This is a genomic window from Bradyrhizobium sp. Ken64, from assembly GCF_055807555.1.
Genome location: NZ_JBVVPA010000004.1, coordinates 268,509 through 289,952, shown reverse-complemented (window position 1 = coordinate 289,952; position 21,444 = coordinate 268,509). Strand labels below are relative to the sequence as shown.

The 21,444-nt window shown below is 64.3% G+C and carries 20 protein-coding genes; 9 read left to right on the top strand and 11 right to left on the bottom strand.

The window, feature by feature from the left end:
- Positions 1 to 110 precede the first annotated feature (110 nt).
- Both AC0L2F_RS09515 and AC0L2F_RS09510 read left to right on the top strand, forming a co-directional pair.
- A complete protein-coding gene (locus AC0L2F_RS09515) occupies positions 111 to 809 on the top strand; it encodes a helix-turn-helix transcriptional regulator (RefSeq protein WP_007599649.1) in 699 nt (232 codons plus the stop codon).
- A 13-nt stretch (positions 810 to 822) separates the two neighbouring features.
- Entirely contained in the window at positions 823 to 1,152 is a 330-nt protein-coding gene (locus tag AC0L2F_RS09510; protein ID WP_063994637.1) for a YkgJ family cysteine cluster protein, read from the top strand.
- 69 nt (positions 1,153 to 1,221) lie between these two features.
- Here AC0L2F_RS09510 and AC0L2F_RS09505 read toward each other — a convergent pair whose 3' ends face one another.
- Positions 1,222 to 1,620 carry a hypothetical protein gene (locus tag AC0L2F_RS09505; RefSeq protein ID WP_007599645.1) on the bottom strand — a complete coding sequence of 133 codons (399 nt, stop codon included), beginning with the start codon at positions 1,618 to 1,620 and terminating at the stop codon, positions 1,222 to 1,224.
- A 276-nt stretch (positions 1,621 to 1,896) separates the two neighbouring features.
- The gene (locus AC0L2F_RS09500) at positions 1,897 to 2,244 is read right to left on the bottom strand and encodes a DUF3307 domain-containing protein (RefSeq protein WP_063994636.1); all 348 of its coding nucleotides are present in this window, start codon (positions 2,242 to 2,244) and stop codon (positions 1,897 to 1,899) included.
- 400 nt (positions 2,245 to 2,644) lie between these two features.
- Between AC0L2F_RS09500 and AC0L2F_RS09495 the strand changes: the two genes are divergently transcribed.
- The 4 genes from AC0L2F_RS09495 to AC0L2F_RS09480 all read left to right on the top strand — a co-directional run bounded on the left by AC0L2F_RS09495 (position 2,645) and on the right by AC0L2F_RS09480 (position 6,611).
- Positions 2,645 to 4,090 (top strand): TAXI family TRAP transporter solute-binding subunit, encoded by a 1,446-nt coding sequence (locus tag AC0L2F_RS09495; protein WP_063994635.1) that lies wholly within the window; start codon positions 2,645 to 2,647, stop codon positions 4,088 to 4,090.
- A 264-nt stretch (positions 4,091 to 4,354) separates the two neighbouring features.
- Positions 4,355 to 4,573 (top strand): hypothetical protein, encoded by a 219-nt coding sequence (locus AC0L2F_RS09490; RefSeq protein WP_007605264.1) that lies wholly within the window; start codon positions 4,355 to 4,357, stop codon positions 4,571 to 4,573.
- 112 nt (positions 4,574 to 4,685) lie between these two features.
- Complete coding sequence (locus AC0L2F_RS09485) at positions 4,686 to 5,795, top strand: cyclic nucleotide-gated ion channel (protein WP_063994634.1); 1,110 nt, start codon at positions 4,686 to 4,688, stop codon at positions 5,793 to 5,795.
- A gap of 30 nt (positions 5,796 to 5,825) precedes the next feature.
- On the top strand, positions 5,826 to 6,611 hold the full coding sequence (locus tag AC0L2F_RS09480) for an enoyl-CoA hydratase/isomerase family protein (protein WP_473248215.1): 786 nt from the start codon (positions 5,826 to 5,828) through the stop codon (positions 6,609 to 6,611).
- A gap of 91 nt (positions 6,612 to 6,702) precedes the next feature.
- On the opposite strand, the gene AC0L2F_RS09475 is transcribed toward AC0L2F_RS09480, so the two are convergent.
- Positions 6,703 to 7,347 (bottom strand): glutathione S-transferase family protein, encoded by a 645-nt coding sequence (locus AC0L2F_RS09475; RefSeq protein ID WP_473248214.1) that lies wholly within the window; start codon positions 7,345 to 7,347, stop codon positions 6,703 to 6,705.
- A gap of 83 nt (positions 7,348 to 7,430) precedes the next feature.
- On the opposite strand from AC0L2F_RS09475, the gene AC0L2F_RS09470 reads away from it, so the two are divergent.
- Both AC0L2F_RS09470 and AC0L2F_RS09465 read left to right on the top strand, forming a co-directional pair.
- Positions 7,431 to 8,450 (top strand): helix-turn-helix transcriptional regulator, encoded by a 1,020-nt coding sequence (locus tag AC0L2F_RS09470; RefSeq protein ID WP_473248213.1) that lies wholly within the window; start codon positions 7,431 to 7,433, stop codon positions 8,448 to 8,450.
- Between the two features lie 100 nt (positions 8,451 to 8,550).
- Positions 8,551 to 8,784 carry a hypothetical protein gene (locus AC0L2F_RS09465; RefSeq protein WP_473248212.1) on the top strand — a complete coding sequence of 78 codons (234 nt, stop codon included), beginning with the start codon at positions 8,551 to 8,553 and terminating at the stop codon, positions 8,782 to 8,784.
- 57 nt (positions 8,785 to 8,841) lie between these two features.
- On the opposite strand, the gene AC0L2F_RS09460 is transcribed toward AC0L2F_RS09465, so the two are convergent.
- The 3 genes from AC0L2F_RS09460 to AC0L2F_RS09450 all read right to left on the bottom strand — a co-directional run bounded on the left by AC0L2F_RS09460 (position 8,842) and on the right by AC0L2F_RS09450 (position 11,778).
- Positions 8,842 to 9,789, bottom strand: coding sequence for a fatty acid desaturase (locus AC0L2F_RS09460; protein ID WP_473248211.1), 948 nt, complete (start codon positions 9,787 to 9,789; stop codon positions 8,842 to 8,844).
- A gap of 15 nt (positions 9,790 to 9,804) precedes the next feature.
- Positions 9,805 to 10,821: an alpha/beta fold hydrolase gene (locus tag AC0L2F_RS09455; RefSeq protein ID WP_473248210.1), complete on the bottom strand. Its 1,017-nt coding sequence runs from the start codon at positions 10,819 to 10,821 to the stop codon at positions 9,805 to 9,807.
- A gap of 153 nt (positions 10,822 to 10,974) precedes the next feature.
- Positions 10,975 to 11,778 carry an MBL fold metallo-hydrolase gene (locus tag AC0L2F_RS09450; RefSeq protein WP_473248209.1) on the bottom strand — a complete coding sequence of 268 codons (804 nt, stop codon included), beginning with the start codon at positions 11,776 to 11,778 and terminating at the stop codon, positions 10,975 to 10,977.
- A 191-nt stretch (positions 11,779 to 11,969) separates the two neighbouring features.
- Between AC0L2F_RS09450 and AC0L2F_RS09445 the strand changes: the two genes are divergently transcribed.
- On the top strand, positions 11,970 to 13,172 hold the full coding sequence (locus AC0L2F_RS09445) for an MFS transporter (protein ID WP_007605248.1): 1,203 nt from the start codon (positions 11,970 to 11,972) through the stop codon (positions 13,170 to 13,172).
- Between the two features lie 145 nt (positions 13,173 to 13,317).
- Here the strand turns inward: AC0L2F_RS09445 and AC0L2F_RS09440 are convergent, their stop codons facing one another.
- From AC0L2F_RS09440 to AC0L2F_RS09420, 5 genes are all read right to left on the bottom strand, one after another.
- A complete protein-coding gene (locus AC0L2F_RS09440) occupies positions 13,318 to 14,325 on the bottom strand; it encodes a zinc-dependent alcohol dehydrogenase family protein (protein WP_473248208.1) in 1,008 nt (335 codons plus the stop codon).
- A gap of 16 nt (positions 14,326 to 14,341) precedes the next feature.
- Positions 14,342 to 15,955, bottom strand: coding sequence for an acyl-CoA synthetase (locus tag AC0L2F_RS09435; protein ID WP_473248207.1), 1,614 nt, complete (start codon positions 15,953 to 15,955; stop codon positions 14,342 to 14,344).
- A gap of 154 nt (positions 15,956 to 16,109) precedes the next feature.
- A complete protein-coding gene (locus AC0L2F_RS09430; RefSeq protein ID WP_063994625.1) occupies positions 16,110 to 16,598 on the bottom strand; it encodes a DUF2059 domain-containing protein in 489 nt (162 codons plus the stop codon).
- A gap of 41 nt (positions 16,599 to 16,639) precedes the next feature.
- On the bottom strand, positions 16,640 to 17,857 hold the full coding sequence (locus AC0L2F_RS09425; RefSeq protein WP_473248206.1) for an OpgC domain-containing protein: 1,218 nt from the start codon (positions 17,855 to 17,857) through the stop codon (positions 16,640 to 16,642).
- A gap of 311 nt (positions 17,858 to 18,168) precedes the next feature.
- Positions 18,169 to 21,225 carry an ATP-binding protein gene (locus tag AC0L2F_RS09420; RefSeq protein ID WP_473248205.1) on the bottom strand — a complete coding sequence of 1,019 codons (3,057 nt, stop codon included), beginning with the start codon at positions 21,223 to 21,225 and terminating at the stop codon, positions 18,169 to 18,171.
- Between the last annotated feature and the right edge of the window lie 219 nt (positions 21,226 to 21,444).

Genomic DNA, 21,444 nt, shown 5'->3' with positions numbered 1-21,444 from the left:
ACAAATCCTCTTCAGTCGACGTGTTGACCCGGTATAGAACTCCCCTGCTGCCAACATCCTGTCAGCAGCCGCGCGCCACCTTCTGAAAAACCACCGACAAGAGACCCGTCATGAGACGCGCCGACCGGCTGTTTCAAATCATCCAGGTGCTGAGGCGCACGCGTAAGCCGCTGACGGCGGACGCCATCGCGGCCGAGCTCGAGACCTCGAAACGCACGATCTATCGCGACATCGCCACGCTGATCGGCCAGCGCGTGCCGATCCGCGGCGAAGCCGGCATGGGCTACATCCTGGAAAAGGGTTTTGATCTGCCGCCTTTGATGCTGACACCCGACGAGATCGAGGCGGCGGTGCTGGGCGCGCAATGGGTCGCCGGCCATGCCGATCCCGCGCTGGCGCGTGCGGCTGAAGACTTGATGGCCAAGATCGCCGACACTGTCCCTGAGCGCCTGCGTCCCTTCGTGCTGGAGCCGGCAAGCCGGGCCCGGCCGAGCTGGAACAGGGAGCCGGACCGCCTGGACATGGCACGCACGCGCACCCAGATCCACGAAGGCAAGAAGATCATGCTGCGCTATCGCGACGAGCAGGGCCGCGCCAGCGAGCGCATGATCTGGCCGATTTCGATCGGCTATCTCGAAGCCGTGCGCCTGCTCGCGGCCTGGTGCGAGCTGCGCGGAGACTTCCGCAGCTTCCGCACCGACCGCGTGGTGGATGCGAGCTATCCCGACGAGAGATATCCTGAAAGGCGCGACGTGCTGCGCGCGAAATGGCGCCAGAGCCTGGTCTGGGGCCCACCCAAGGATACGTGAAGGACACGTGACGATGGATGAGAACGCCCCCATCGACCTCTCGAGCTGTTGCCAGAGTTGCGGCGCCTGCTGCGGCTATTCGGCGAACTGGCCGCGCTTCTCGATCGAAAGCGACGAGGAGCTTGCCGCGATTCCCGAAGCGCTCGTCAACGACCGTCAATCCGGCATGCGCTGCGAAGGCGATCGCTGTTCAGCGTTGCATGGAGAGATCGGACAAGCGACCGCGTGCGGCATCTACGCAGTGCGGCCGGAGGTGTGCCGCACCTGCATGCCGGGCGATGCCGAATGCGCGATGGCGCGACGGAAATTCGGGCTGCCGGTGATCGAGGCGACCAGCGCATGATCCGGAAAAGTGTGCAGCGGTTTTCCGGATCATGCACCAATAGAGAGCTAAAGCGCGATCGATCGCGCTTTAGGCCGGGACGGCTTCGCTGATCTCGTCGTCGATCTCGTCGTCCAGCGGCGCGAGCACCGAGAGCGGCTTGGTCGACAGCGTGATCGGCTTGCGGCCACCGGACAGCGACGGCGAGGATTTCGCCGCGCCTTCGCGCGCAAGCGCATAGAGCGTCGAGCCGACACGGCCGCCATTCTCGATCAGGTCGCGCTCGTTACAGCTGCCGGCGATCGCGACCGCCAGCGAGTGCAGATGGCTGCGGCGATAGCAGAACAGCGCCAGCCTGGCGCGCGCGTCAGGGGAAACACTTTCAACCAGCCTCGGCAGGCCACTCTCGCTGGCGCGGTACATCTCGCCAAGGAGTTCGTCGCGGACCGGGCACGAATCGCCTTCAAAGGTATCGCGGCTTGAAAACATTGCAGTTCTCCCTCGTGGGGGAAGATGCAGTGCAATTCTCTAACGAAAGGTTAACCACGCTGCCCGGTAGTCACCCGGGGTCATTGCGCGTGAGCCGCGAATCAATGGGCTGGAAAGGGTTTTCTCTCTGGCCATCCTTCGAGACGCCCGCCTTCGGCGGGCCCTCAGGATGAGGTCTGTTCCTGCTGAAAGATTCTCACCCCTCATGGTGAGGAGGCGCGAAGCGCCGTCTCGAACCATGCAGGCCCGGCAGCCACTCCAGAGGGTTGCCGTCCCTCAGTTCGCCGCCATGAAGATGGAGAGGCCGAAGCCGGTCAGATGGTGCAGGGCCTGGTCGACACCGATCAGGGTCCAGAACCAGGGATGCGCAAGATCGACACCGAAATTGGCCGAGACGAAGCCCTTGGCGCGGTCGATCGTGATGTGGATCACGAAGTCGATCAACGCCACAAACCAGAATTTCGGCGCGACGATCAGGATCAGCGGCAGCGCAACCGCAAGGTGAACCAGGCAGTGCACCAGGAGCGGCAGGGCCCAGCCGTGCTTCTGGTCCTTGCCGTGCGCCATCCACGCGGTCTGGAGGACGAAATCGGCGATGATGTGCTTGAACGTCAGCAGCAACATCCAACCAATGAGCGCTTCGACCGGGACCGCCGATGACAGGGGTGGAAACGACAAGGCGCCCTCGTTGACGTGACAAGAAGAATTGGAGCGTTCAGCGCAATCTCTTCCTGGACCGGTCAAATCGCCGGGACTTGCGATTTATGACACCTCCCGCGGCGGAATGCAGCCGGGGGAACCGGAAAATCGCCAACTGTGGCTAACTGGTGATAGGATGGCCAATCGCCGCGGCCGAGTTGAGTAAGGTTACCTTCGGCTCGGAATTTGCATTCCGCGGCCTGCGCGCTATCATCGCCAGTAGAGAATATCGTTCTTTTTTCAGACGTTTACGAATTACAGGGCGACCGCAGCGATCACATCCGCGAGCCGCCCGCCACCGAAAGCATAAGGCCAGAGTGCTGCCATGAGTACTGAGGGCCCGACCTCATCGCCGATCGAGCCACCGCCCCGGCGACCCAAGGTGATCAAGACCAATCAGCAGCAGGTCTTCCTCTACGTCGTGCTGACCCTGCTGTTGTCGCTTGCCACCGTCTGGGGCGGCCGCATGCTGGTGCACAATTCGGAGACGCTGACCTTTGCCGTCGGCGCCCCCAACAGCGACGAGGCGCTGTTCGCAGCCAAGCTCGCCGCCGTCCTGAAGAACAACGCCTCGCGCTTCCGGATCAAGATCGTCAACAACGCCGACAACGCCAAGGCGATCGCCCAGTTCGACCGCAAGCAGGCCGACCTCGCGGTGCTGCGCACCGACGCCAGGGTGCCGCTGCGGGCGCGCACGCTCGCGATCCTCGAGCACGATCTCGTGCTGCTGCTCGGGCCGGGAAACAAGAAGATCAAGTCGCTCGCCGAGCTGAAGAAGAAGAAGGTCGCCGTCCTCGCCGAGAACGAATCCTCGCTCGCCTTCGTCCGCGGCATCCTCGACATTCCCGACGGTGCGGACGCGGCGAAGATCCAGATGGCGCCGCAGGGCGCAACGCTCGACAAGCTGTTCGCGCCGGCAAGCGGCTTTGGCGCGGTCGTCGCCATCGTCCACGCCTCGCGGGCGGTGCGGGACAAGGCGTATGAGCAGGTCGCCAGGCGTGGCGGCTTCACACTGAATGCGATCGACGAGGCGAAAGCGCTGGCGCGCAAGATCCCCGGCATTTCCAGCGAGACGCTGACGGCGGGCACGCTGTCTGCATCACCGGAAATTCCCGACGACGATCTCGACACGATCGGTCTCGAATGGTTGCTGGTCGCCCAATCCCGGATGTCGCCGACGGCGGCCGGGGAGCTCGCGCGCACCGTCTACGAGAACAAGTCCGCGCTCGGGCTCGACGGCGGCTTTGCCAGCAGAATCGAGCCCGCCTCCGTCGAGAAGGACGCCTTCGTGATGGCGCATCAAGGGGCGGCCGACTACATCAACGACGACACCAAGTCGTTCATGGATAAGTACAGCGACCTGATGTATCTGGGCGCTGCCGCGCTCAGCGTCATCGGCTCGATCTTCGCCGCGATCTACGCCAAGATCACCCGGATCGCGCCGGAGAAGGCCAGCGAGCTTTCCACCGCCATCCTCGACATCGGCGAGCGGATCGAACACGCGCATTCGCTCGACCAGCTCGAATGTCTCCAGGACGAGCTGGAAGGCATTTTACGCGGCGCCGTCATCGGCCTCAGAGACGGCACGATCAGTACCGACGGGCTCGACACGTTCAAGCTCGGCTACGAATTCGTCCGCGACGAGATCGGCATGCGCCGCGACTACCTCAAGCGCCATGCCGGCGAGGGCGCGAAGGCCGCACAGGATGTGGCCCCTCCCCAGCACGACGAAAGTAACATCGTGGTGGTGAAGACAGCTCAGAGTGCCTGACCTATCGAAGCTCGGCTGCGGCCATCCTTCGAGACGCCCGCCTGCGGCGGGCCCTCAGGATGAGGGATGAGTATGCGGCAGCATTGAACGCAGATGGTTGCAGCTGAGCCTCATCCTGAGGAAGCCGCGAAGCGGTCGTCTCGAAGGACGAGGCGCTCGCTCAGGCGCCGCTGACGTCATTCCCCCACAAGCGACCCGGGGCCCTAGTCAGGGAACCGTCCCCGTCCACAACCGTTTGTTCTCGGATCAACCGGAGACCGCGCGATGCGTGCACTCCTCATCATCTTCCTGCTGGGAATGTTGGCAGCGGTTGGCTATTTCGCTTATTCCGCGATGGCGGTCGAGGGCGAGCCGATCCCGACGGAAGGCTATGTGGCGCTGGCGCTGGGGGCCGGTTTTTCCGTTCTTGTCGGCATCGGCTTGATGGTGCTGCTGTTCTTCAGCAGCCGTCGCGGCTACGACGAACCGCCGCATTTCAAGTAGCGGCGCGTGGCCCACGGCCGCGCCCGTCGTTGACGGCCTCGGCCCGGGCAGGCACTTTGGCACCGAGGTTCCAGCCGGGGACCGTAAAGACCAAACCGAGCCGCCTGCCCGCATGTCCAAGCCGCTGATCTCCGCTCTGGCCCAGTTCGCGGCCGCCACGGCCGGCCGCAACATGACCAGGGCGGCCTATGTGGCCGTCACCGTCGGCGTGCTCGCCATGGTGCTCCTGACGGTCAACCCGGCCTATGAGACGGCGCATCGCTGGGTCGATGCCCTGCTTTGGACCTGCCTCATCTACTTCGTGTTCGAATGGGTGGTCCGGCTGCGCCATATGGCACGACAGGGGCGCCTGGCACTCTACATGTCCTCCTCCGCCGGGCTGGTCGACGCAGTCGGAGCGTTGGCCGTGCCGGCCGCGCTGATTCTGGGGATCGAGCCCAGGACGGCGTGGCTGCTCAGCGTGCTCTGGGTGCTGAAGGTGGTGCCGGGCATTCCCGGCCTGCGGCAGCTCCGCCGCGTGCTGGTGCTCGAATCGGGGCCGCTGGTCAGCGTGCTCGTGATCTTCCTGATGGTGGTCTTCCTGGCCTCGGTCGCCGAATATTTCCTGGAACGGGACGTGCAGCCGCAGACGTTCGGCAGCGTGCCGGCAGCGCTGTGGTGGGCCGTCGCGACGCTGACGACGACGGGCTATGGCGACGTCGTGCCGGTGACGCCGCTGGGCCGCATGGTGGCCGCGCTGGTGATGATCTCCGGCCTCGGCGTGTTCGGCCTCTGGACCGGCATCCTGGCGACCGGCTTTGCCGCGGAGACCCGGCGCGACAATTTCCTCAAGACCTGGGAATCGGTCAGCAAGGTGCCGTTCTTTGCGGCGCTTGGACCGGCAGCCATCGCCGACGTCACCCACATGCTGCGGACCATGGAGCTGCCGGCGCGCACCATGATTATCCGCAAGGGTACGCAGGGCGACTGCATGTACTTCATCGCCGCCGGCGAGGTCGAGGTCGACCTGCCCGGCAAGAAGGTGCAGCTCGGCGACGGCGCCTTCTTCGGCGAGATGGCCTTGCTCGGCAACAATTTGCGCGGCGCCAATGTCTCGACCACCAAGGTGTCGCGGCTTCTCGTGCTCGACCTCGTCGACTTTCGCGTGCTGATGGCGCGGCATCCCGATCTCGCCGAGACCATCGATGCCGAGGCGAAGCGGCGCACGCTCGAGAACAAATAAATGGCGATAAGCAAATAAATGGAGACAAGAATGTCGGACACAGCCGACGCAGCCACCGGCCCGGTGCTCGAACTCATTGGCGCACGCGCCACCATTCGCCTCAATCGTCCCAAACATCTCAACCGGCTCCAGGCCGAGGACCTCGGCGAGCTGGTCAAACTGTTCGACCGGGTCGAGGCCGATCCTGCTATCCGCGTGCTGGTGCTGACCGGTACGGGGCGCGCCTTCTCTGCGGGCTATGACCTCAATTCCGTTGCCGAGCGCGCGGTCAGCGCGAGCGAGCAGCAGAGCGCGGGCTCCGCCTTCGAGGTGGTCGTCAACCGGCTTGAGGATCTCGGCGTACCCACGATCTGTCGACTCAATGGCGGCGTCTATGGCGGCTCGACCGACCTCGCGCTCGCCTGCGATTTCCGCATCGGCGTCGACACCGCGGAGATGTTCATGCCCGCGGCCCGGCTCGGGCTGCACTATTACAGCAGCGGCATCAAACGCTATGTGACGCGGCTCGGCGTGGACAATGCAAAAAAACTGTTCCTGACCGCGCAAAAGATCAGCGCGCCGGAGATGCTACGGATCGGCTATCTCACCGACATGGTGGCGATGGAATTTCTGGACGAGGAGGTCGACAGGCTCGCCAACATCCTCGCCGGCAACGCGCCGCAGGCGATGCGCGGCATGAAGCGCGCGATCAACGAATTCGCCCGCGGCGAATTGGACGCACAAGCCGCCGATCAGCGCCACCGCGACAGCATGCGCGGCGACGAAATCAAGGAAGGCATCAAGGCGTTCGCGGAAAAGCGACCGCCGCGGTTTTGAATGAGCGGAGCTGCAGCCGCTATTCGTCGGTGTCGTCCCGGCGAAGGCCCGGCAAAGGCCGAGACGACACAGAATGTGAGGCTCGTGCGCCTTACCCACCGGCAGCCGCGGCATGCTGCGCGGCCATCTCATCGTCCGCCGCAGTGATCCGCTGGAACGCCGGCCGCGAGGTCATGCGTTCGGCATAGCGGACCAACACATCCTTCTTCGGCACGATGCCGAACATCATGGTCCAGCTGAACGCAACACCCCAGAGAACATCCGCGGCCGTCATGCGCTCGCCGAGCAGATACGGTCCCTTCGACAGCTGCGCCTCGAGCGCGCCGAGCATGGTGTCATAGTCGGCATACGGCGATTGCGTGATCGGCGCCGGCTCGCGCTGCATGAACTTGTCGATCAGGGCCGGCTCGAACGAGGCGCCGTAATAGGCGATCCAGCGCAGATAAGGGCCGCGCAGCGGATCGTCCGGCGCAGGCGTCAGCCCCGCCTGCGGAAACAGATCGGCGAGATAGATGGTGATCGCGACCTGTTCGGTCACCAGCTGCCCGTTATGGCGGATCGCCGGCACCTTGCCGAGCGGGTTGATGGCGAGATAGGCCGGCTGGCGCTGCCCGCCGGCCTTCATGTTGAGGACATGAAGATCATAAGGCGCCCCCAGCTCCTCCAGCAGCACCCGCGTGCCGGTGGCCCGGGTTTGCGGCGAATAATACAGTGTGATGCGGTTCGGATCGGTCATGGCAGGTCTCCATCTGGCCGGCTGGCGATGGCGTTGTAGCGGACCATACCTGACATCCTGTGTCAGGTATGGTTTAAGGGATCATGCGCGCGAGCCGGATGCTGTCGATCCTCACCACCCTCCAGGCCAGGGGGCAGGTTACCGCGCCTGAGCTCGCCGAGGCCTGCGAAGTCTCGGTGCGCACGATCTACCGCGACATCGACGCGCTCGCGGCGTCCGGCGTTCCCGTCTATGCCGACCGCGGCGCGGAGGGCGGCTATCGCCTGCTCGACGGCTATCGCGTGCGGCTGAACGGTCTGTCGCAAAGCGAGACGGAAGCGCTGTTTCTGACGGGATTGCCGGGCCCGGCGGCGGCGTTCGGGCTGGATGCGGCGATGATCGCGGCACAGAACAAGCTGATGGCCGCTCTGCCAGCCAATTTGCGTGAAGACGCCGGACGGATGCAGGAGCGTTTTCATCTCGACGCGCCGGGCTGGTTCGGCGAGGCGGAACAACCAAGGCACCTGCGCACCATCGCCGGCGCGACCCTGCGCGGGACACTGATCAAGATCCGCTACCAGAGCTGGCGCGCCGAGAAGCAGCGCCGCGTCGCGCCGCTCGGTCTCGTGCTGAAAGGTGGCAGCTGGTATCTCGCAGGTCTGGTCGACGGCAGCGTGCGGACCTATCGCGTCGCGCGCGTGCTCGACTGCACCGCGCTCGACGATCGCTGTGAGCGGCCCGCCGGCTTCGATCTCGCCGCCTATTGGCGGGACGCAACGCTGCGTCTCGAGGCCGAGATGCATCCCAATGTCGCGATCGTTCGGCTGTCGCCCTTTGGCGTGAAACTGCTCGACGCGCTGAGCCAACCTTACGTCAAAGCGCGGACGCAGCTTGAAGAGACCGCTGATGCAGACGGCTGGCGCATCGCCAGAGTGCCGACCGGCAAGACGTCATGGCATGCCGCCGCCGAATTGTTGCGGCTCGGTCCCGAGGCCGAAGTGCTGGAGCCGGCCGATCTGCGCGAGAAGATGGCGGAACTGACAGGGGCGATGGCCGTGCGCTATCGCGCGGCGCGGAAAGCAGGACGGCGGCGCAACCCGCCACGACCGACGAAACACTCCTGAAACACGATTCTCCCCGCGCCGCATGAACGCATTCGCGTTTCGGCTCGACCGAGATGCAGGGACACAACAACGGCCCTTTGCGCCATTCTGGAGAATGAAGATGTTTCGTAAGTTTGCACTTGGTCTGATCGCCGCCGGCTCGCTCGGCATTGCCGCTCTCGCTCCCACCGCCGCGTCGGCCCACGGCTTCCACCATCACTGGGGTCCCAGCTGGGGCTTTGGCGGCGTCTACGTCAACAGCGGCGTCAACAATTGCTATCAGGAGCGCGTCGTCCAGACCCGCCACGGCCTGCGCGTCCGCGTCGTCAACGTGTGCGCGTACGGGATCTACTGATATCCAGCATTCACGACAAAGCCCCGATCGCACCGCGATCGGGGCCTTTGCGTTTGGCTAACTGCCCTGCCGCTGCCGGCGAAACCAGGCCCAGGTCTCCCGCGTCGTCCTGATATAGCCGCGGCCACGATGGACGATCTCACCGTCGACGATTCCGTTCAGCTTTGGCAGCGCGTGGAACGGGATCGAGGGATAGGCGTGGTGCTCGACATGGTAGGGCATGTTCCACGCGATCCATTTGACGATCGCGCCGGTGTAGGTGGTGCGGGTGTTCTGGAATGCGCTGCGGGTACGCTCGCAGCCGGTGTGCTCGGCATAGAGATACGGCCGCAGGAAGAACTGCCCAATGATCAGCGGCACGATCCAGACCCAGAGCAGCAGCGGCGACGAGAACCATAGCGACAGCACGAGCAGCAACGCATAGAGCGCGGCATAGGCGCGCGCCTCGGTGACGATGATGGGCCGCCTGTTCTCGGGGATCCAGGGCACGACGACCTTCCCGGTGACGGCATGGCCGAGCATCAGCCGCAGGCGTCCGGCGACCTGCAGCACGCCGCTATAGGCGAGCGCGAGCTGCGTGTCGGATTTCGGTTTCACGCCGACGACCAGTTCAGGGTCCTTGTCCGGATCCTGGGTGTAGCGGTGATGGTCCCAGTGAAACAGGCAATAATATTCGTAAGGCAATCCGATGATGAAACCCGAGAGGTAGCCGACCACGAGGTTGAGACTGCGGCTCTTGAACGCCGTCTTGTGCGCGGTCTCGTGCACGGCCATGAACAGGAAGGCGACGAGATAGCCCTGCACCACCATCAGCGGCAACGCCCAGAGGACGCCATGGCGCGAGGCGACCATCCAGATCAGCGCGCCGACGAGCAGGATCACGCCGTAATGGCCGAGGCTCTGCATCGCGCCCCTGAGGTCGGATCGCGCTGACAATTCGCGCAGCATCGCCGGCGCCAGCGGCTTCAGCCGATGGCCAGATTCTGAAACGGTTGCGTCGCTCATGATCGGATGTCTGCCCTACTTGCCGAGAAGCCCTGCGATCTCGGCCTTGATGAAGGCCCGATCGCGCGGATTGTTGACGGGGTTGCCGGCGCGATGGCCGTGCAGCGACGGGATCGGATGCAGCACCGCAGAGCGCGCATTGACCAGCCGGCCGAGTTCGTCCTCGTTGTCGCGGACGTCGAAATAACGATCGGTCGCACCGGGCATCAGCAGCATGTGGGCCGTGATCGCGCCGAGCGCGCGATCGAAATCGCCGCCGAATGCGGCGCAGCGACTGATATCGCCGTTCTGCCAGATCCCGATCTGAGCCAGGAGATCATTGGCGTCGCGCCGGGCAAACGCCGCGTCCCAGGTGCGGACGAGATAGTCGTCCAGCGAGGTGAAGCCCGCTTCGCGCCAGATCTCGTCGCGATAGAAACCGTGCGACATCGCCCAACCCGCGTAGACGCGCCCCATGGCGCGATAGCCGGCGACGGGCTTGTCGACGAAGCGACCGTCGCGGAAGGCGGGATCGGCGGTCAGCGCGGCCTTCACGCTTTCCAGGAAGACGTAATTATAGGGCGCGCAGCGGGCACTGCCGCAGACGACGGCCGCCCGCTCGACCATTTCAGGATGCAGCGCCGCCCAGTGATAGGCCTGCATGCCGCCCATCGACCAGCCATAGACCAGGGCAAGCTTCGAGATGCCGAACCGCTCGGCGAGCAGCCGATGCTGGACCGCGATGGCATCATGATAGGTCACGATCGGGAACGGATCGGCGCTATTCGATGGCGAAGACGACAGGCCATTACCGAACAGGTTCGGGATCACGATGAAGTAGCGTGTGGGGTCGAGCACCCCGTCGGGGCCGATCAGCCACTCGGTGTCGGTGTGCTGCGCGCTGAACGAGGTCGGATAGAGAATGACGTTGTCCTTGTCCGGACTGAGCGTGCCGTAGGTCTTGTAGGCGAGCTTGAGCGAAGGGAATACGGCCCCGGACCGGAGCGTGACGTCGCCGGCCTCGAATATCTGGTAGTCGCGCCCTGCCGTCATGGACCGAACTCCCGCTCACGCGGCAAGCGCGCCGCGGAAACAGCGATGCATCGATCATGCCGGTCCCGCAGACGCATCGTCGCGTCACGCTCAATACTGTACTTATAGTCCATTTATTGCGGATCGGCAAGATAGATCCGGTCGCGAGGCGGCTCAGGCGATGGCGGCCAGATAGCGCGCGACAGAGGCCGCGAACGCGTCTTTGGCGCCTGCGGCGATGTTGCGACCCCACCAGGCGCCGTAGATGCGGTCGAAGGCCAGCGGCTCGACGGCAGCCGCAATCCGTCGCACCGCAGCGGCATTGAGCGGCGTGTAGTTCGGATAGGAGTACATGAAGCTGACGAAGCGGCGATCCATCGTCACCTGCGCGATATCGCCGGTGAGCAGCGCGCCCCTGCCGTCCGCACCGCTCGCATGGTGCAGCATGGTGGCGCCGGCGAAATGACCGCCGGTGCGCAGCAGCAGCACATCGTCGGAGATGCGATGGCTTTCGCCGGTCCAGTGCTCGATCGATGCATGCGGACGCGTCACCCATTGGCGATCATCGGCGTGCAAATAGACTGGCACCTCGCCAAACGCCTCGCTCCAGTCGGCGAGCGCGCCATAGTAATGCGGATGCGAGATCGCGATCGCCTTCAGCCCGCCGCGTGATCGCACATGCGCGATCGCCTCGGGTGTCGCCAGCGGTACGCAGTCCCACATCAGCCAGCCGTCCGCGAGCGGCACCAGCAGCGCGCGCTGGCCGATCGCAAAGCTCGGCTCGAGCGCGATGCCGGTCAGGCCGAGATCGTCGCGCCAGACCATGCGGTGACGTTCCGAGAGCGCCTCGCGCGTAAGGAAAGTCTGCCCCTTCCAGCCGACGTATTGCCGTTCGTCCTCGCAAATTTGACAGGACGTTGGCGGATTTTCGCCATCCGGGAATTGCGCGCCGCAGGTTTCGCAGGTCCAGAGGGGCATGCCGTACTCCCAACAGAGACGATCCAACTTCAATAGGGACTCGCTGGCCATGACCGCAAGGCCCGCCGCCCGGGTAAGGGTTGGAACCAACCCGAGCAGCGCTCGTTAAACTCTCGTCCGCGCCAGAACGATTGGCTGAAAGGATACTGTCCCATCCGCCGTTTCCCGGCTGAGACCACGTTTTGGTATCGATGACATCGCGGTCCCCCTCCTCGTCTCGTATCTGGCCCCTGTTCGCTCTCAACTTCTTCATGGCCGACATGCAGTCGGGCATCGGCCCCTTCGTCGGCGTATTTCTCCAGGAGCGCGGCTGGGCGAGCGGGTTGATCGGTACCGCGATGACGATCGGCAATGTCGCGGGCATGCTGATCACGACGCCGATCGGCGGCTTCATTGACGCCAGCCGCAACAAGCGCATGTGGGTCGTCATTCCCGGCATTTGCGTGGTGCTCGCATCCGCGATCATCCTGATCTCGCAGAATTTCTGGGCGGTGACGTTCTCGCAGGTCGCACAATCCCTGGCGAGCGCCGCGATCGTGCCGGCGGTTACAGGCATCACGCTCGGCATCGCCAAGCAGAAGGGCTTCAACGCGCTCAACGGCCGCAACCAGGCGTTCAACCACGCCGGCAACATGGTCGGCGCCGCGCTGTCGGGCTATCTCGGTTACAAGTTCGGCTATGTCGCCGTGTTCGTGCTGGCGGCGGTGTTCGGCGCCATCGCGATCGCCTGCGTGATGATGATCCCGGCCAAGGCGATCGACGACCGCGCCGCGCGCGGCAGCAAGGAGGACGATCCCGACAGCGCGCCGGACGCGTTCACGATGCTGCTCAAGCACCGCGCGCTGCTGGTGCTGGCACTGGCGCTCGCACTATTCCATCTCGGCAATGCCGCCATCGTTCCACTCTATGGCCTGGCGGCGGTCGCCGAAGGCCAGGCCAACGGCCCGAGCTTCGTCGCGACCACCGTGGTGATCGCGCAAGGCGTGATGATCATCACGTCGCTGATCGCAATGAAGGCGGCGAGCAAGCGCAACTACTGGCCTGTCATCCTCGTCTCCTTCATGTTCCTGCCCATCCGTGGCGTGCTCGCCTTCTTCGTCACGGGATGGTGGGGCGTTGTGCCGATGCAGGTGCTCGACGGCATCGGCACGGGACTCCAGACGGTTGCCGTCCCCGGCATGGTCGCGCGCTCGCTCAACGGCACCGGCCGCATCAATCTCGGCCAGGGTGCCGTGATCACCGTGCAGGGCGTCGGCGCGAGCCTCAGTCCCGCGCTTGGCGGCTGGATCGCGCAATGGATCGGCTACGGCCCGACTTTCCTGCTACTCGGCGGTTTTGGCCTCGCGTCCATGGCGCTGTGGTTCGCGTTCGGCGCGGCTGTAAAGAAGTATTGAGGCCAGCCTTCTCAGCCGTCATTGCGAGGAGCGAAGCGACGAAGCAATCCAGGCTGTCTCTGCGGAAAGATCCTGGATTGCTTCGCTGCGCTCGCAATGACGATGTAGGGGCGAGTTGCGCGCTACAGCTCTCGCCGAATTCCGCTCAACTAAACTCCACCACGATCTTGCCGAAATGGCCGCCTTGCTGCATCAACCGCAACGCGTCGGGCACGGCATCGAAGGCAAAACTGCGGTCGATCACCGGCTTCATGCCATTGCGGCTGATCGCTGCCGTCATACCCTCGAACATACGGCGGCTGCCGACAGAGAGGCCGACGACGTGCAAGTTCTTGGAGAACAGGCTTGGAATCGCGATCTGCTGCGAGAAGCCGGAGAGCACGCCAATCACCAGAATGGTACCGCCGATCCGCGCCGCCTCGAGTGACTGCGAGAACGTATCCTTGCCGCCGACCTCGACGACGTGGTCGACGCCGCCGCCGGTCCACTCTGCCGCGGCCTTGCCCCACTCAGGAACCGAGCGATAGTTGATCGTGTGATCGGCGCCGAGCGCACGAGCGCGTTCGAGCTTCTCGTCACTCGATGACGTTACGATCACGCTCCCGCCCGCAAGTTTGGCAAATTGCAATGCGAAGATCGACACACCGCCGGTACCCTGCACCAGAACGGTGTCGCCGGGCTTCACCTTGGCTTCCTCGAACAGCGCGCGCCAGGCGGTTAGCCCGGCGCAAGGCAGCGTCGCCGCTTCCTGGAAAGAGAGATGCGACGGAATGCGGCTGACACCCTCCGCGTCCAGCAACATGACTTCCTGCAACACACCCGGACGTGTGCCACCGAGCGCGTAGCGCCGGCTCGCGGCTGAAACCGCTCCGTCGATCCACGATTGGAAGAACATCGGGCAGACGCGGTCCCCGACTGCTACGCGGGAAACGCCGTCGCCGGCGGCGATCACCTCGCCGGCGCCATCGGAGAACGGGATCAGCGGCAATCTGGTGACGCCACCCTTGCCCTGCACCGTGAGCAGATCGCGATAATTCAGCGATGCCGCCCGCATGCGCACCGCGACCTGCCCCGGACCGGGCTTGGGCTCGGGTAGATCGGCGAGCTCCATTCCCTCGATCGACCAGTCCCGCGCAATTTGCCAGACTTTCATGGTCGGGCGCTCCGCTTCAGGTCCCAAAATTCTTCTGGATCGCCTTGTCGAGCGTTTCGCCGCCGACGAAGCGCTGGCGCAGCTCGCGCTTGAGCAGCTTGCCGCTCGGGTTCTTGGGCAAGGCATCGACGAAGATGACGCGCTTGGGCACCTTGAAATGCGCCATCTGGCCGGCGCAATGCTTGATGACGGACTCCTCGTCGAGCTTCTCGCCGCTCTTGACCACGACGATCGCAGTCACCGCCTCGATCCAGCGCGGATCGGGCAGGCCTACCACCGCAACCTCGGACACGGCGGGGATGCGGTAGACCATCTCCTCGACCTCGCGGCTCGCGACGTTCTCGCCACCGGTCTTGATCATGTCCTTGACGCGATCGACCACGGTGATGTGGCCCTCGTCATCGACGGTGGCGAGATCGCCGGAATGAAACCAGCCGCCGGAGAACGCCGCCGCCGTCTTGACCGGATCGTTGTAATAGCCGGAGAGCAGATGCGGCGAGCGGTGCACGATCTCGCCCACTTCGCCCACCTTCACATCCTCCATCGAGCTGTTGACCACGCGGGTCTCGACATTGAGCACGGGCTTGCCCGCCGAACCGGCCTTGCGCAGCTGGTCCGCAGGACCCAGCACGGTCGCGAGCGGCGCGATCTCGGTCTGGCCGTAGAAATTCCAGAATTTCACGCTGGGCAGGCGGCGCTGAAGCTCGAGCAGCACCTCCACCGGCATGATCGAGGCGCCGTAATAGCCCTTCTGCAAGGTCGACAAGTCCGTCTTGTCGAAATTGGGCGAGCGCAGCATCGCGATCCAGATTGTCGGCGGCGCGAAGAACGACGTGATCTCGTGCGTCTGGATCAATGACAGAATGTTTTCGGCCGCCGGCTTGCCCGTGATCACGCCGGAGGCGCCGAGATAGATTTGCGGCCCCAGGAACACGTCGAGCTGCGCACAATGATAGAGCGGAAGCGCGTGCAGGAATTTGTCGTCCACGCTCATGCCGCCGTCGATGATGCAGCTGACATACTGCCACATCACCGCTTCATGGGTCAGCATCGCGCCTTTGGGCAGCGACTCCGTGCCGCTGGTGTAGACGATCTGCGCGAGATCGCGGCTGTCGACGGACGCATCGAGGTACGAGTCGTTGGCGTCGAGGAGATCGTCGAAGGTGGTGAGGCCCGCGGGCGCCGCGGCGGGATCCTCACCCGGCAGCCAGATCATCTTCTCGACCGCGCAATCCCTGGCGCTGGCCGCGCGCGCGGGCTCGACGAAATCAGGGCCGGCCGCGAGCAGCTTTGCGCCGGAGCTTTTCAGGATGAAATTGATCTCGTCCGGATTGAGCATGAAGTTGATCGGCACCAGCACCGCGCCGATCCGGGCCAACGCGAACCGGAGTGCCGCAAAGGTGTGCGAATTACGCGAGAGCACGGCGAGGCGGTCACCCTTTTTCACGCCGAGGCCAAGCAGGCCGCGGCCGAGCCGATTGCAGATTGCGTCCATCTCGGCAAAGGTCCAGCTGACATTGCCGCAGCTCACCGCGAGCTTGCCCGGATCGCGGCTGCCTGCGCGGCGCAGGAGGTCGCCGATGGAATGCTCGCGGGCCTTCGAGATGGTGGCTGCGATGTCGCCGGTCATTTCCGTTCCCCTGAATTTTTCTCTTGGCGCGAGCGCCGCCCCGAGCACAGGTCAGCCCACGGCATTCACGCGTTTCTTGTCTTTGCAAAAGCGTAGTCGGCGCGAACGGCCGCGTCAAATCAGCGAGCGCGGCGCCGTTACGCAAGAGTTGAGCTCAGAGCTTGTGCCCCTTTTTGCGCAGCGCCTCGATGAGGCGCAGCTTCAGCTCGTCGGCCGTCTTCTGGCTGACGTCCTGGCCGATCTGCGCGCTTCCCTGTGCCAGCGCATCCGACTTCTCCAGAAGCTTCTTCCCGGCCGGCTGGGCATAGAAGGCCTCGATCTGGCGCAGCTCGTCGATGCTGAAGCTCTGGGCATAGAGCGCGGCGACCTGGTCGACCATCGAGGTGAGGGCCGGGGTGTAGATCTCGGAGCCGGGTGCCGTCACCGCGTCATAGTCGCGCTCGATCTCCGGCCTGTCCTGCGCGACCACGGGCCTCAGCTTGAGCAGGAGTTGCGGCAGCAGCGCGCGATACTGCTCCGCGATCTTCAAGGTGACCACGAGCTTGCGCGCCGCGCTCATCGCCTCCGGCGAGGGTGCTTGCGCCGATGCGCCAGAGATCAGGAGCAGGAGGGTGCCGGCGATCGTCAACACAAGTCTGGACATAAACCTCTCCGTTGGACCTCTCGACGAAATGCGGGCGATACTCAATGCCCCGCGGGCGCCACGGCAGACCTGTCCGCAGGCGCGCTTTCCAGGGCGGTGTCGGCCTCCTCGACCTCCGTCACCTTCACGAACAGGTTCGGCACCCGTTCGGCCCGGTCGAGCAGCCAGGCGGCTGCGATCATGATGACGATGCCGACGGCGGAGACCGCGAGCTGCTCCCAGACGCCCCTGGTGTATTGCGTCAGGATCCAGTGCGCCGAGAACGACAGGAAGACGCCGAGGCAGAAGATCGGCAGCGAATGCTGACCGCAGAGGATCACAGGGCGCAGCCAGGCCCCGTGCAGGGTCCGCCATTTGCGCGAGATGAGATGCGTCACCCAGATCGCCAGCGCCAGAAAATGCGTGAAGCGCAGCATGTCGAGGTCGGTCTTGTCGATCGGGTAGATCGCCTTGATCATCCATTTCGGGATCAGGGCTTCGAGCGCGGGGACGTGCCAGGTCATCACGATCAGCAGCGCGAAGGCGAGCCAGGCCGCGGCCAGCGCCAGCGCCGCCTTCGACCACACCCATCTCGCGATCTTCTCGATCTGGCCGATGCCGCACCAGGCCGCGAACACGAACATCAGCTGCCAGCAGAACGGGTTGAAGTACCAGGTCGTGCCGGGCGGATAGGAGGCGATGTTCCAGTTGAACCAGCGCGACAGCACGTAGAGCACCACGGACGCGGCGAGCGTCAGGTTCGGCCGGCGCACCAGGCACCACACGATGAAGGGCGCAGCGAACACCAGCGTGATGTAAAGCGGCAGCACGTCGAGATTGACCGGCTTGTAGCGCAGTGAGAGCGCCTGCCCGATCAGAACGTCCGGATGCTCGAGGAAATTGTGAACGTTGAACTCGTGCTCGTACATGGGATTGTCGAAGCGGCGCACGGTGCGGGCGATCTGCGCCGTGAACAGCAGGAACAGCATGATGTGGGCGACATACATCTCGGCCGCGCGCCGCCACAGCCGCTTCAGCGCGGCGACAAACCAGCCGCCCGCGACGATCGGCCCGTAGATCCAGCCGACCAGATAACCGGAGATGAAGACGAAGAATTCGGCGGCGTCGCTGAAGCCGTAATTGCGCAAGGTCAGCCAGGCCACGACGTCGTGCGGGATGTGGTCGAGGAAGATCATCCACAGACCGATGCCGCGGAAGAGATCGAGCCGCAGGTCGCGCTCGACCGGAGCGAGCAGCGCCGACTGGTCCCGTATGATCATGGCCCCGCCTCGTTCGGTGGGCGTCGCGCCGTCGCGGCGCCGGAAAATCGGATGCTAAAAAATTGAAATCAAAAGTCGCCTGGCCGTGTGGCCAGGGCTGACGGTAGCCGACCTTGCTGCGCGTGCAAGGGCATAGTCATCGGAGCGCCGCACAAGCGTGCCGTCCTCCGCGCTGCACCATGAAGGGCCCTTCAAGATAAAAGGGCAAAAACAACCCCATGCACAGTAGCTAACTCCTTGCGGCGCCTGCTGAATTTATTTGACGCGTCGGGCAGATTTCAGCAGCGACGGCGGCCCGGCCGCCGCCGCCGTCAGCTTAGCTCGTCACCCGTCGCCTGCATCTCGTTGAGCATCGCCTCGGCCTTGTGCCGCAGCGGCAGCGCGCCGCTCTCGGCGGCGATCGCGATGGTCGCGCGCAAGGCCCCAAGGATGGCCGCCTTGGCCTGCGCATCCGACGGCGGCGTCACCACGGCCTCGCCAAACAGGGCCTCCGCCTCCAGCCCGGAGAACCCCTGTTGCCGCGCGGTGTTGCGCGCCTCGCGCAGCATGTTCTGCGCGGCCTGGACGTCGCCGAGACGGTGGGTGGCGAGCGCCAGGTAGATCGAGCTGCGCAGCACCGCCGAGGTATAGCCGACCGCCTTGGCCTCCTCGCGCGCCTCCGTCAGCATGCCGCGCGCCCGGTCGAACAGCCCCTGCTCCAGATAGGCCATGCCGAGATGGCAGGCGAGCACCGGCACGAACAGCCGGATGCCGTGCTTCTGCGCCAGGACAAAACCGTCCTCGAGAATGGCGGCGGCCGCCGCCGGCTCGCCGCGGCCGAGCTTCAGCCAGCCGCCGCTATAGGCAGCGGCGACGCGGTCGTAGGGGCGGCCGGTCTCCTCCGCGATCGCGGCGGCCTGTTGCTGGAGCTGCTCGGCGGCCTCGAACTCACCCATCACGGTGTGGGTGAAGCTTTTCATCATGCAGCAGAGCAGGAGGGTGTATTTCGGGGGCGTGCCGAACGGCGCACTCGCGTCCGGGCCCATCAGATGGGCACGGGCTCGTGCGATAGTCCGCTCCGCCTCGCGATAGCGCCCGGCAAGAAAATAGGCCTGCCCGAGATTGTATTGCGCAAGATTGCGCCAACCGGGATTGCCGGACTCTTCGGCAAGACCAACGACCTCCTCGCCAAGCGTAACGGCCTCCGTAGGTGTCCCATAGAAGTTCTGCCCACCCGCCATGACCGTCTTGGCGGCAACCCTTCTGCCGACATCATTGATCTCGCTGGCCCGTTGGTCGGCTTCCTTTCCCAGATCGATCCACTCGGCAACCCGGCCGGACCAGATGAACGCCATGCGCGCCTCCATCCGGAGATCAATGGCATTCGTCTCCCTCGAACTGGTTATTGGCGTCCTATCGAGTGAACTCATCGCTGTCCGGAAGTAGTCGACCGCGTCTGCATATGCCGAGCGCAAAAGACACTTCTGTGCGGCGATTCTCCCATAGTTGAACGCCTTGGGCCAGTCCTTGGCACGCATTGCGTGGTAGCAGAGGGCGTCAGGATCATCTCTCGATATGTCGTCGTTCTCGAATGCCGCGAGAACCCGCGCATGTACGCTCTCGCGGACCTTTTCGACCATCGTCTCGTAGGTCACCTGGCGAACCATCTCGTGTCGAAACTCAAGCGAGTCCGCGATGTCGCTGTCGATCTTGACCAGCAGCTCGGCCCGATCGAGCGCTGCAAGGCAGTCCCGCAGGGCGTCTTCGGGCAACTCGGAGACTTTCCGGACGACGGCTTCGCTGGATCGCGGCCCCAATGCTGCAGCGACCTGCAAAACCAGGCGCTCCTGCCTCGACACCCGATCGAGCCGCGCCGCAATCACACCTTGGATACTTGTGGGGATACCTAGCTCTTCTATCGGACGCACCAGGGCCAGATCACCCCACTGGCCGCGAAGTGTGCCGTTATCCTTCAGACCACGGCAGACCTCCTCGATAAACAGCGGAACGTTGGCCGTGTGAGAGATGATCCGGTCCTTCAAGCCTGCATTTGTCACGGACGTGCCGAGCATGTCGGCCAACATGGCCATTCCAGATTCATCATCCAATGACCGCATCGCGATCACTTCTGCATGACAACGCGCGATCCATTCCGGCATTCCGTTCGGCCTGCTCGTGAGGAAAACAAACAGATTCGGCACCTGTAGCGACGCTATGGCGGCAATAACTGTGTCGCTGGCTCGATCAACCCAGTGCAGATCCTCGATGAGAAGAACGGTGCCGCTGTGACGGGCCACGCCTTCCAGGATTGCGCAGCTGGCCTCCGAAATCGCCCGCCCCCGCGCGTAGGGCTCCAATTCGCTCCAACGCGGATCGGAAATAGGCAAATCCAGCACCGCGTCGATTGCAAATTGATGGACCGCCGACAATTCCTTTCGAGGGTCTGCGAGGCGATCTGAGTCCTTGGAGACTGCCTCCAGGAGGGAAAGCACCAGTCGCTTCAGGGTGCTAAATGGCGCGCCCTGAAGATTTGGGCTGCACTCGACGTCGAGCAACCGCCAGCCGTCAGCCCTGAGGTCCTGCGCAAATTCGTGCGCAAGCCGCGACTTTCCAATGCCCGCATCCCCCATCAGCAGAACCGTCTGCCCGCTGGTGACAACCTTCTCCGCAGCGCGCCATAGCAGCGCCCGCTCCGTCGTCCGGTCGACAAACCGGGAGACGCTACGAGCGCGTCGCACCCGCCAGCTCGAAAGATCGCTTGCTCCAATGATCCGATAGACCGGCAGAGCTTCGTTAAAGCCGCGCAGAGTCTTGCGGCCAAGAAAATCAAAGCGGACATGTCCGTCCGCAAGCTTCTGACAGGCTTCGGACACGTAGATCTGGTTCGCCTCGGCCGCTGCCTCCAGCCGCGCCGCCAGGTGCTGGGCGGCGCCGCCGATCTCGTAGACCTTGGAAAATTCGCTCGCGACCATGTAGGCCACCACATGACCCGAGTGGATGCCGACCCGGACTTGAAGTCCTGGATCGCCCAGACTGCCAACGCGCCGAACCAGCTCGATGGCCGCGTGGCAGGCCAGGGGGGCGTGGTTGTCGTCGGCGATCGGGGCGCCGAAGACGGCGGCCAACCCGTCACCCAACTCCTTGCTGACGATGCCGCCGAACTGGCGCACCGCGCCTCTCATCGCCGCAAGAGCCGGTTCGAGGCGCGATACCGCCGCCTCCGGCTCCAGCTCGGCAACAAGACCCGTGGAGTCGACGACGTCGGCGCGCAGAATCGTCACAAACCTTCGTTCGCTGTCGGGATCGACGCGCTGGCGGACCGCCGCCCCGCATTTGGAGCACCAGCTATCGTCCGGACCGATCGCAGACTGACACGTGAAGCAATTCATTCCTGCGCCTCAAAGGCCGCGGTCATTCTGTCGACCAGAACCGCAAGCACCTCTCGATAAGAATACCTATCGAGAACCGCTTAGCAATCGGGCTCAGCCTTCACCATGAGCGGGGCATGGCGCGGTTGGCGATCTGGACGAAACACAGTCCTGAGTGGTAGCGTAACTAAATCCCAGCAAAGATGGGTCATATGTTCGGCGGCGCGAGGTTTGGCCAAA

Bases quoted from the DNA above. Each gene is read 5' to 3' on its own strand.
- AC0L2F_RS09510 (WP_063994637.1), top strand. From the start codon at position 823: ATGGATGAGAACGCCCCCATCGACCTCTCGAGCTGTTGCCAGAGTTGC.
- AC0L2F_RS09435 (WP_473248207.1), bottom strand. From the start codon at position 15,955: ATGACCGGCGACATCGCAGCCACCATCTCGAAGGCCCGCGAGCATTCC.
- AC0L2F_RS09480 (WP_473248215.1), top strand. From the start codon at position 5,826: ATGTCGGACACAGCCGACGCAGCCACCGGCCCGGTGCTCGAACTCATT.
- AC0L2F_RS09440 (WP_473248208.1), bottom strand. From the start codon at position 14,325: ATGAAAGTCTGGCAAATTGCGCGGGACTGGTCGATCGAGGGAATGGAG.
- AC0L2F_RS09495 (WP_063994635.1), top strand. From the start codon at position 2,645: ATGAGTACTGAGGGCCCGACCTCATCGCCGATCGAGCCACCGCCCCGG.
- AC0L2F_RS09485 (WP_063994634.1), top strand. From the start codon at position 4,686: ATGTCCAAGCCGCTGATCTCCGCTCTGGCCCAGTTCGCGGCCGCCACG.
- AC0L2F_RS09490 (WP_007605264.1), top strand. From the start codon at position 4,355: ATGCGTGCACTCCTCATCATCTTCCTGCTGGGAATGTTGGCAGCGGTT.
- AC0L2F_RS09465 (WP_473248212.1), top strand. From the start codon at position 8,551: ATGTTTCGTAAGTTTGCACTTGGTCTGATCGCCGCCGGCTCGCTCGGC.
- AC0L2F_RS09505 (WP_007599645.1), bottom strand. From the start codon at position 1,620: ATGTTTTCAAGCCGCGATACCTTTGAAGGCGATTCGTGCCCGGTCCGC.
- AC0L2F_RS09445 (WP_007605248.1), top strand. From the start codon at position 11,970: ATGACATCGCGGTCCCCCTCCTCGTCTCGTATCTGGCCCCTGTTCGCT.
- AC0L2F_RS09460 (WP_473248211.1), bottom strand. From the start codon at position 9,789: ATGAGCGACGCAACCGTTTCAGAATCTGGCCATCGGCTGAAGCCGCTG.
- AC0L2F_RS09420 (WP_473248205.1), bottom strand. From the start codon at position 21,225: ATGAATTGCTTCACGTGTCAGTCTGCGATCGGTCCGGACGATAGCTGG.
- AC0L2F_RS09500 (WP_063994636.1), bottom strand. From the start codon at position 2,244: ATGTTGCTGCTGACGTTCAAGCACATCATCGCCGATTTCGTCCTCCAG.
- AC0L2F_RS09470 (WP_473248213.1), top strand. From the start codon at position 7,431: ATGCGCGCGAGCCGGATGCTGTCGATCCTCACCACCCTCCAGGCCAGG.
- AC0L2F_RS09475 (WP_473248214.1), bottom strand. From the start codon at position 7,347: ATGACCGATCCGAACCGCATCACACTGTATTATTCGCCGCAAACCCGG.
- AC0L2F_RS09455 (WP_473248210.1), bottom strand. From the start codon at position 10,821: ATGACGGCAGGGCGCGACTACCAGATATTCGAGGCCGGCGACGTCACG.
- AC0L2F_RS09425 (WP_473248206.1), bottom strand. From the start codon at position 17,857: ATGATCATACGGGACCAGTCGGCGCTGCTCGCTCCGGTCGAGCGCGAC.
- AC0L2F_RS09515 (WP_007599649.1), top strand. From the start codon at position 111: ATGAGACGCGCCGACCGGCTGTTTCAAATCATCCAGGTGCTGAGGCGC.
- AC0L2F_RS09430 (WP_063994625.1), bottom strand. From the start codon at position 16,598: ATGTCCAGACTTGTGTTGACGATCGCCGGCACCCTCCTGCTCCTGATC.
- AC0L2F_RS09450 (WP_473248209.1), bottom strand. From the start codon at position 11,778: ATGCCCCTCTGGACCTGCGAAACCTGCGGCGCGCAATTCCCGGATGGC.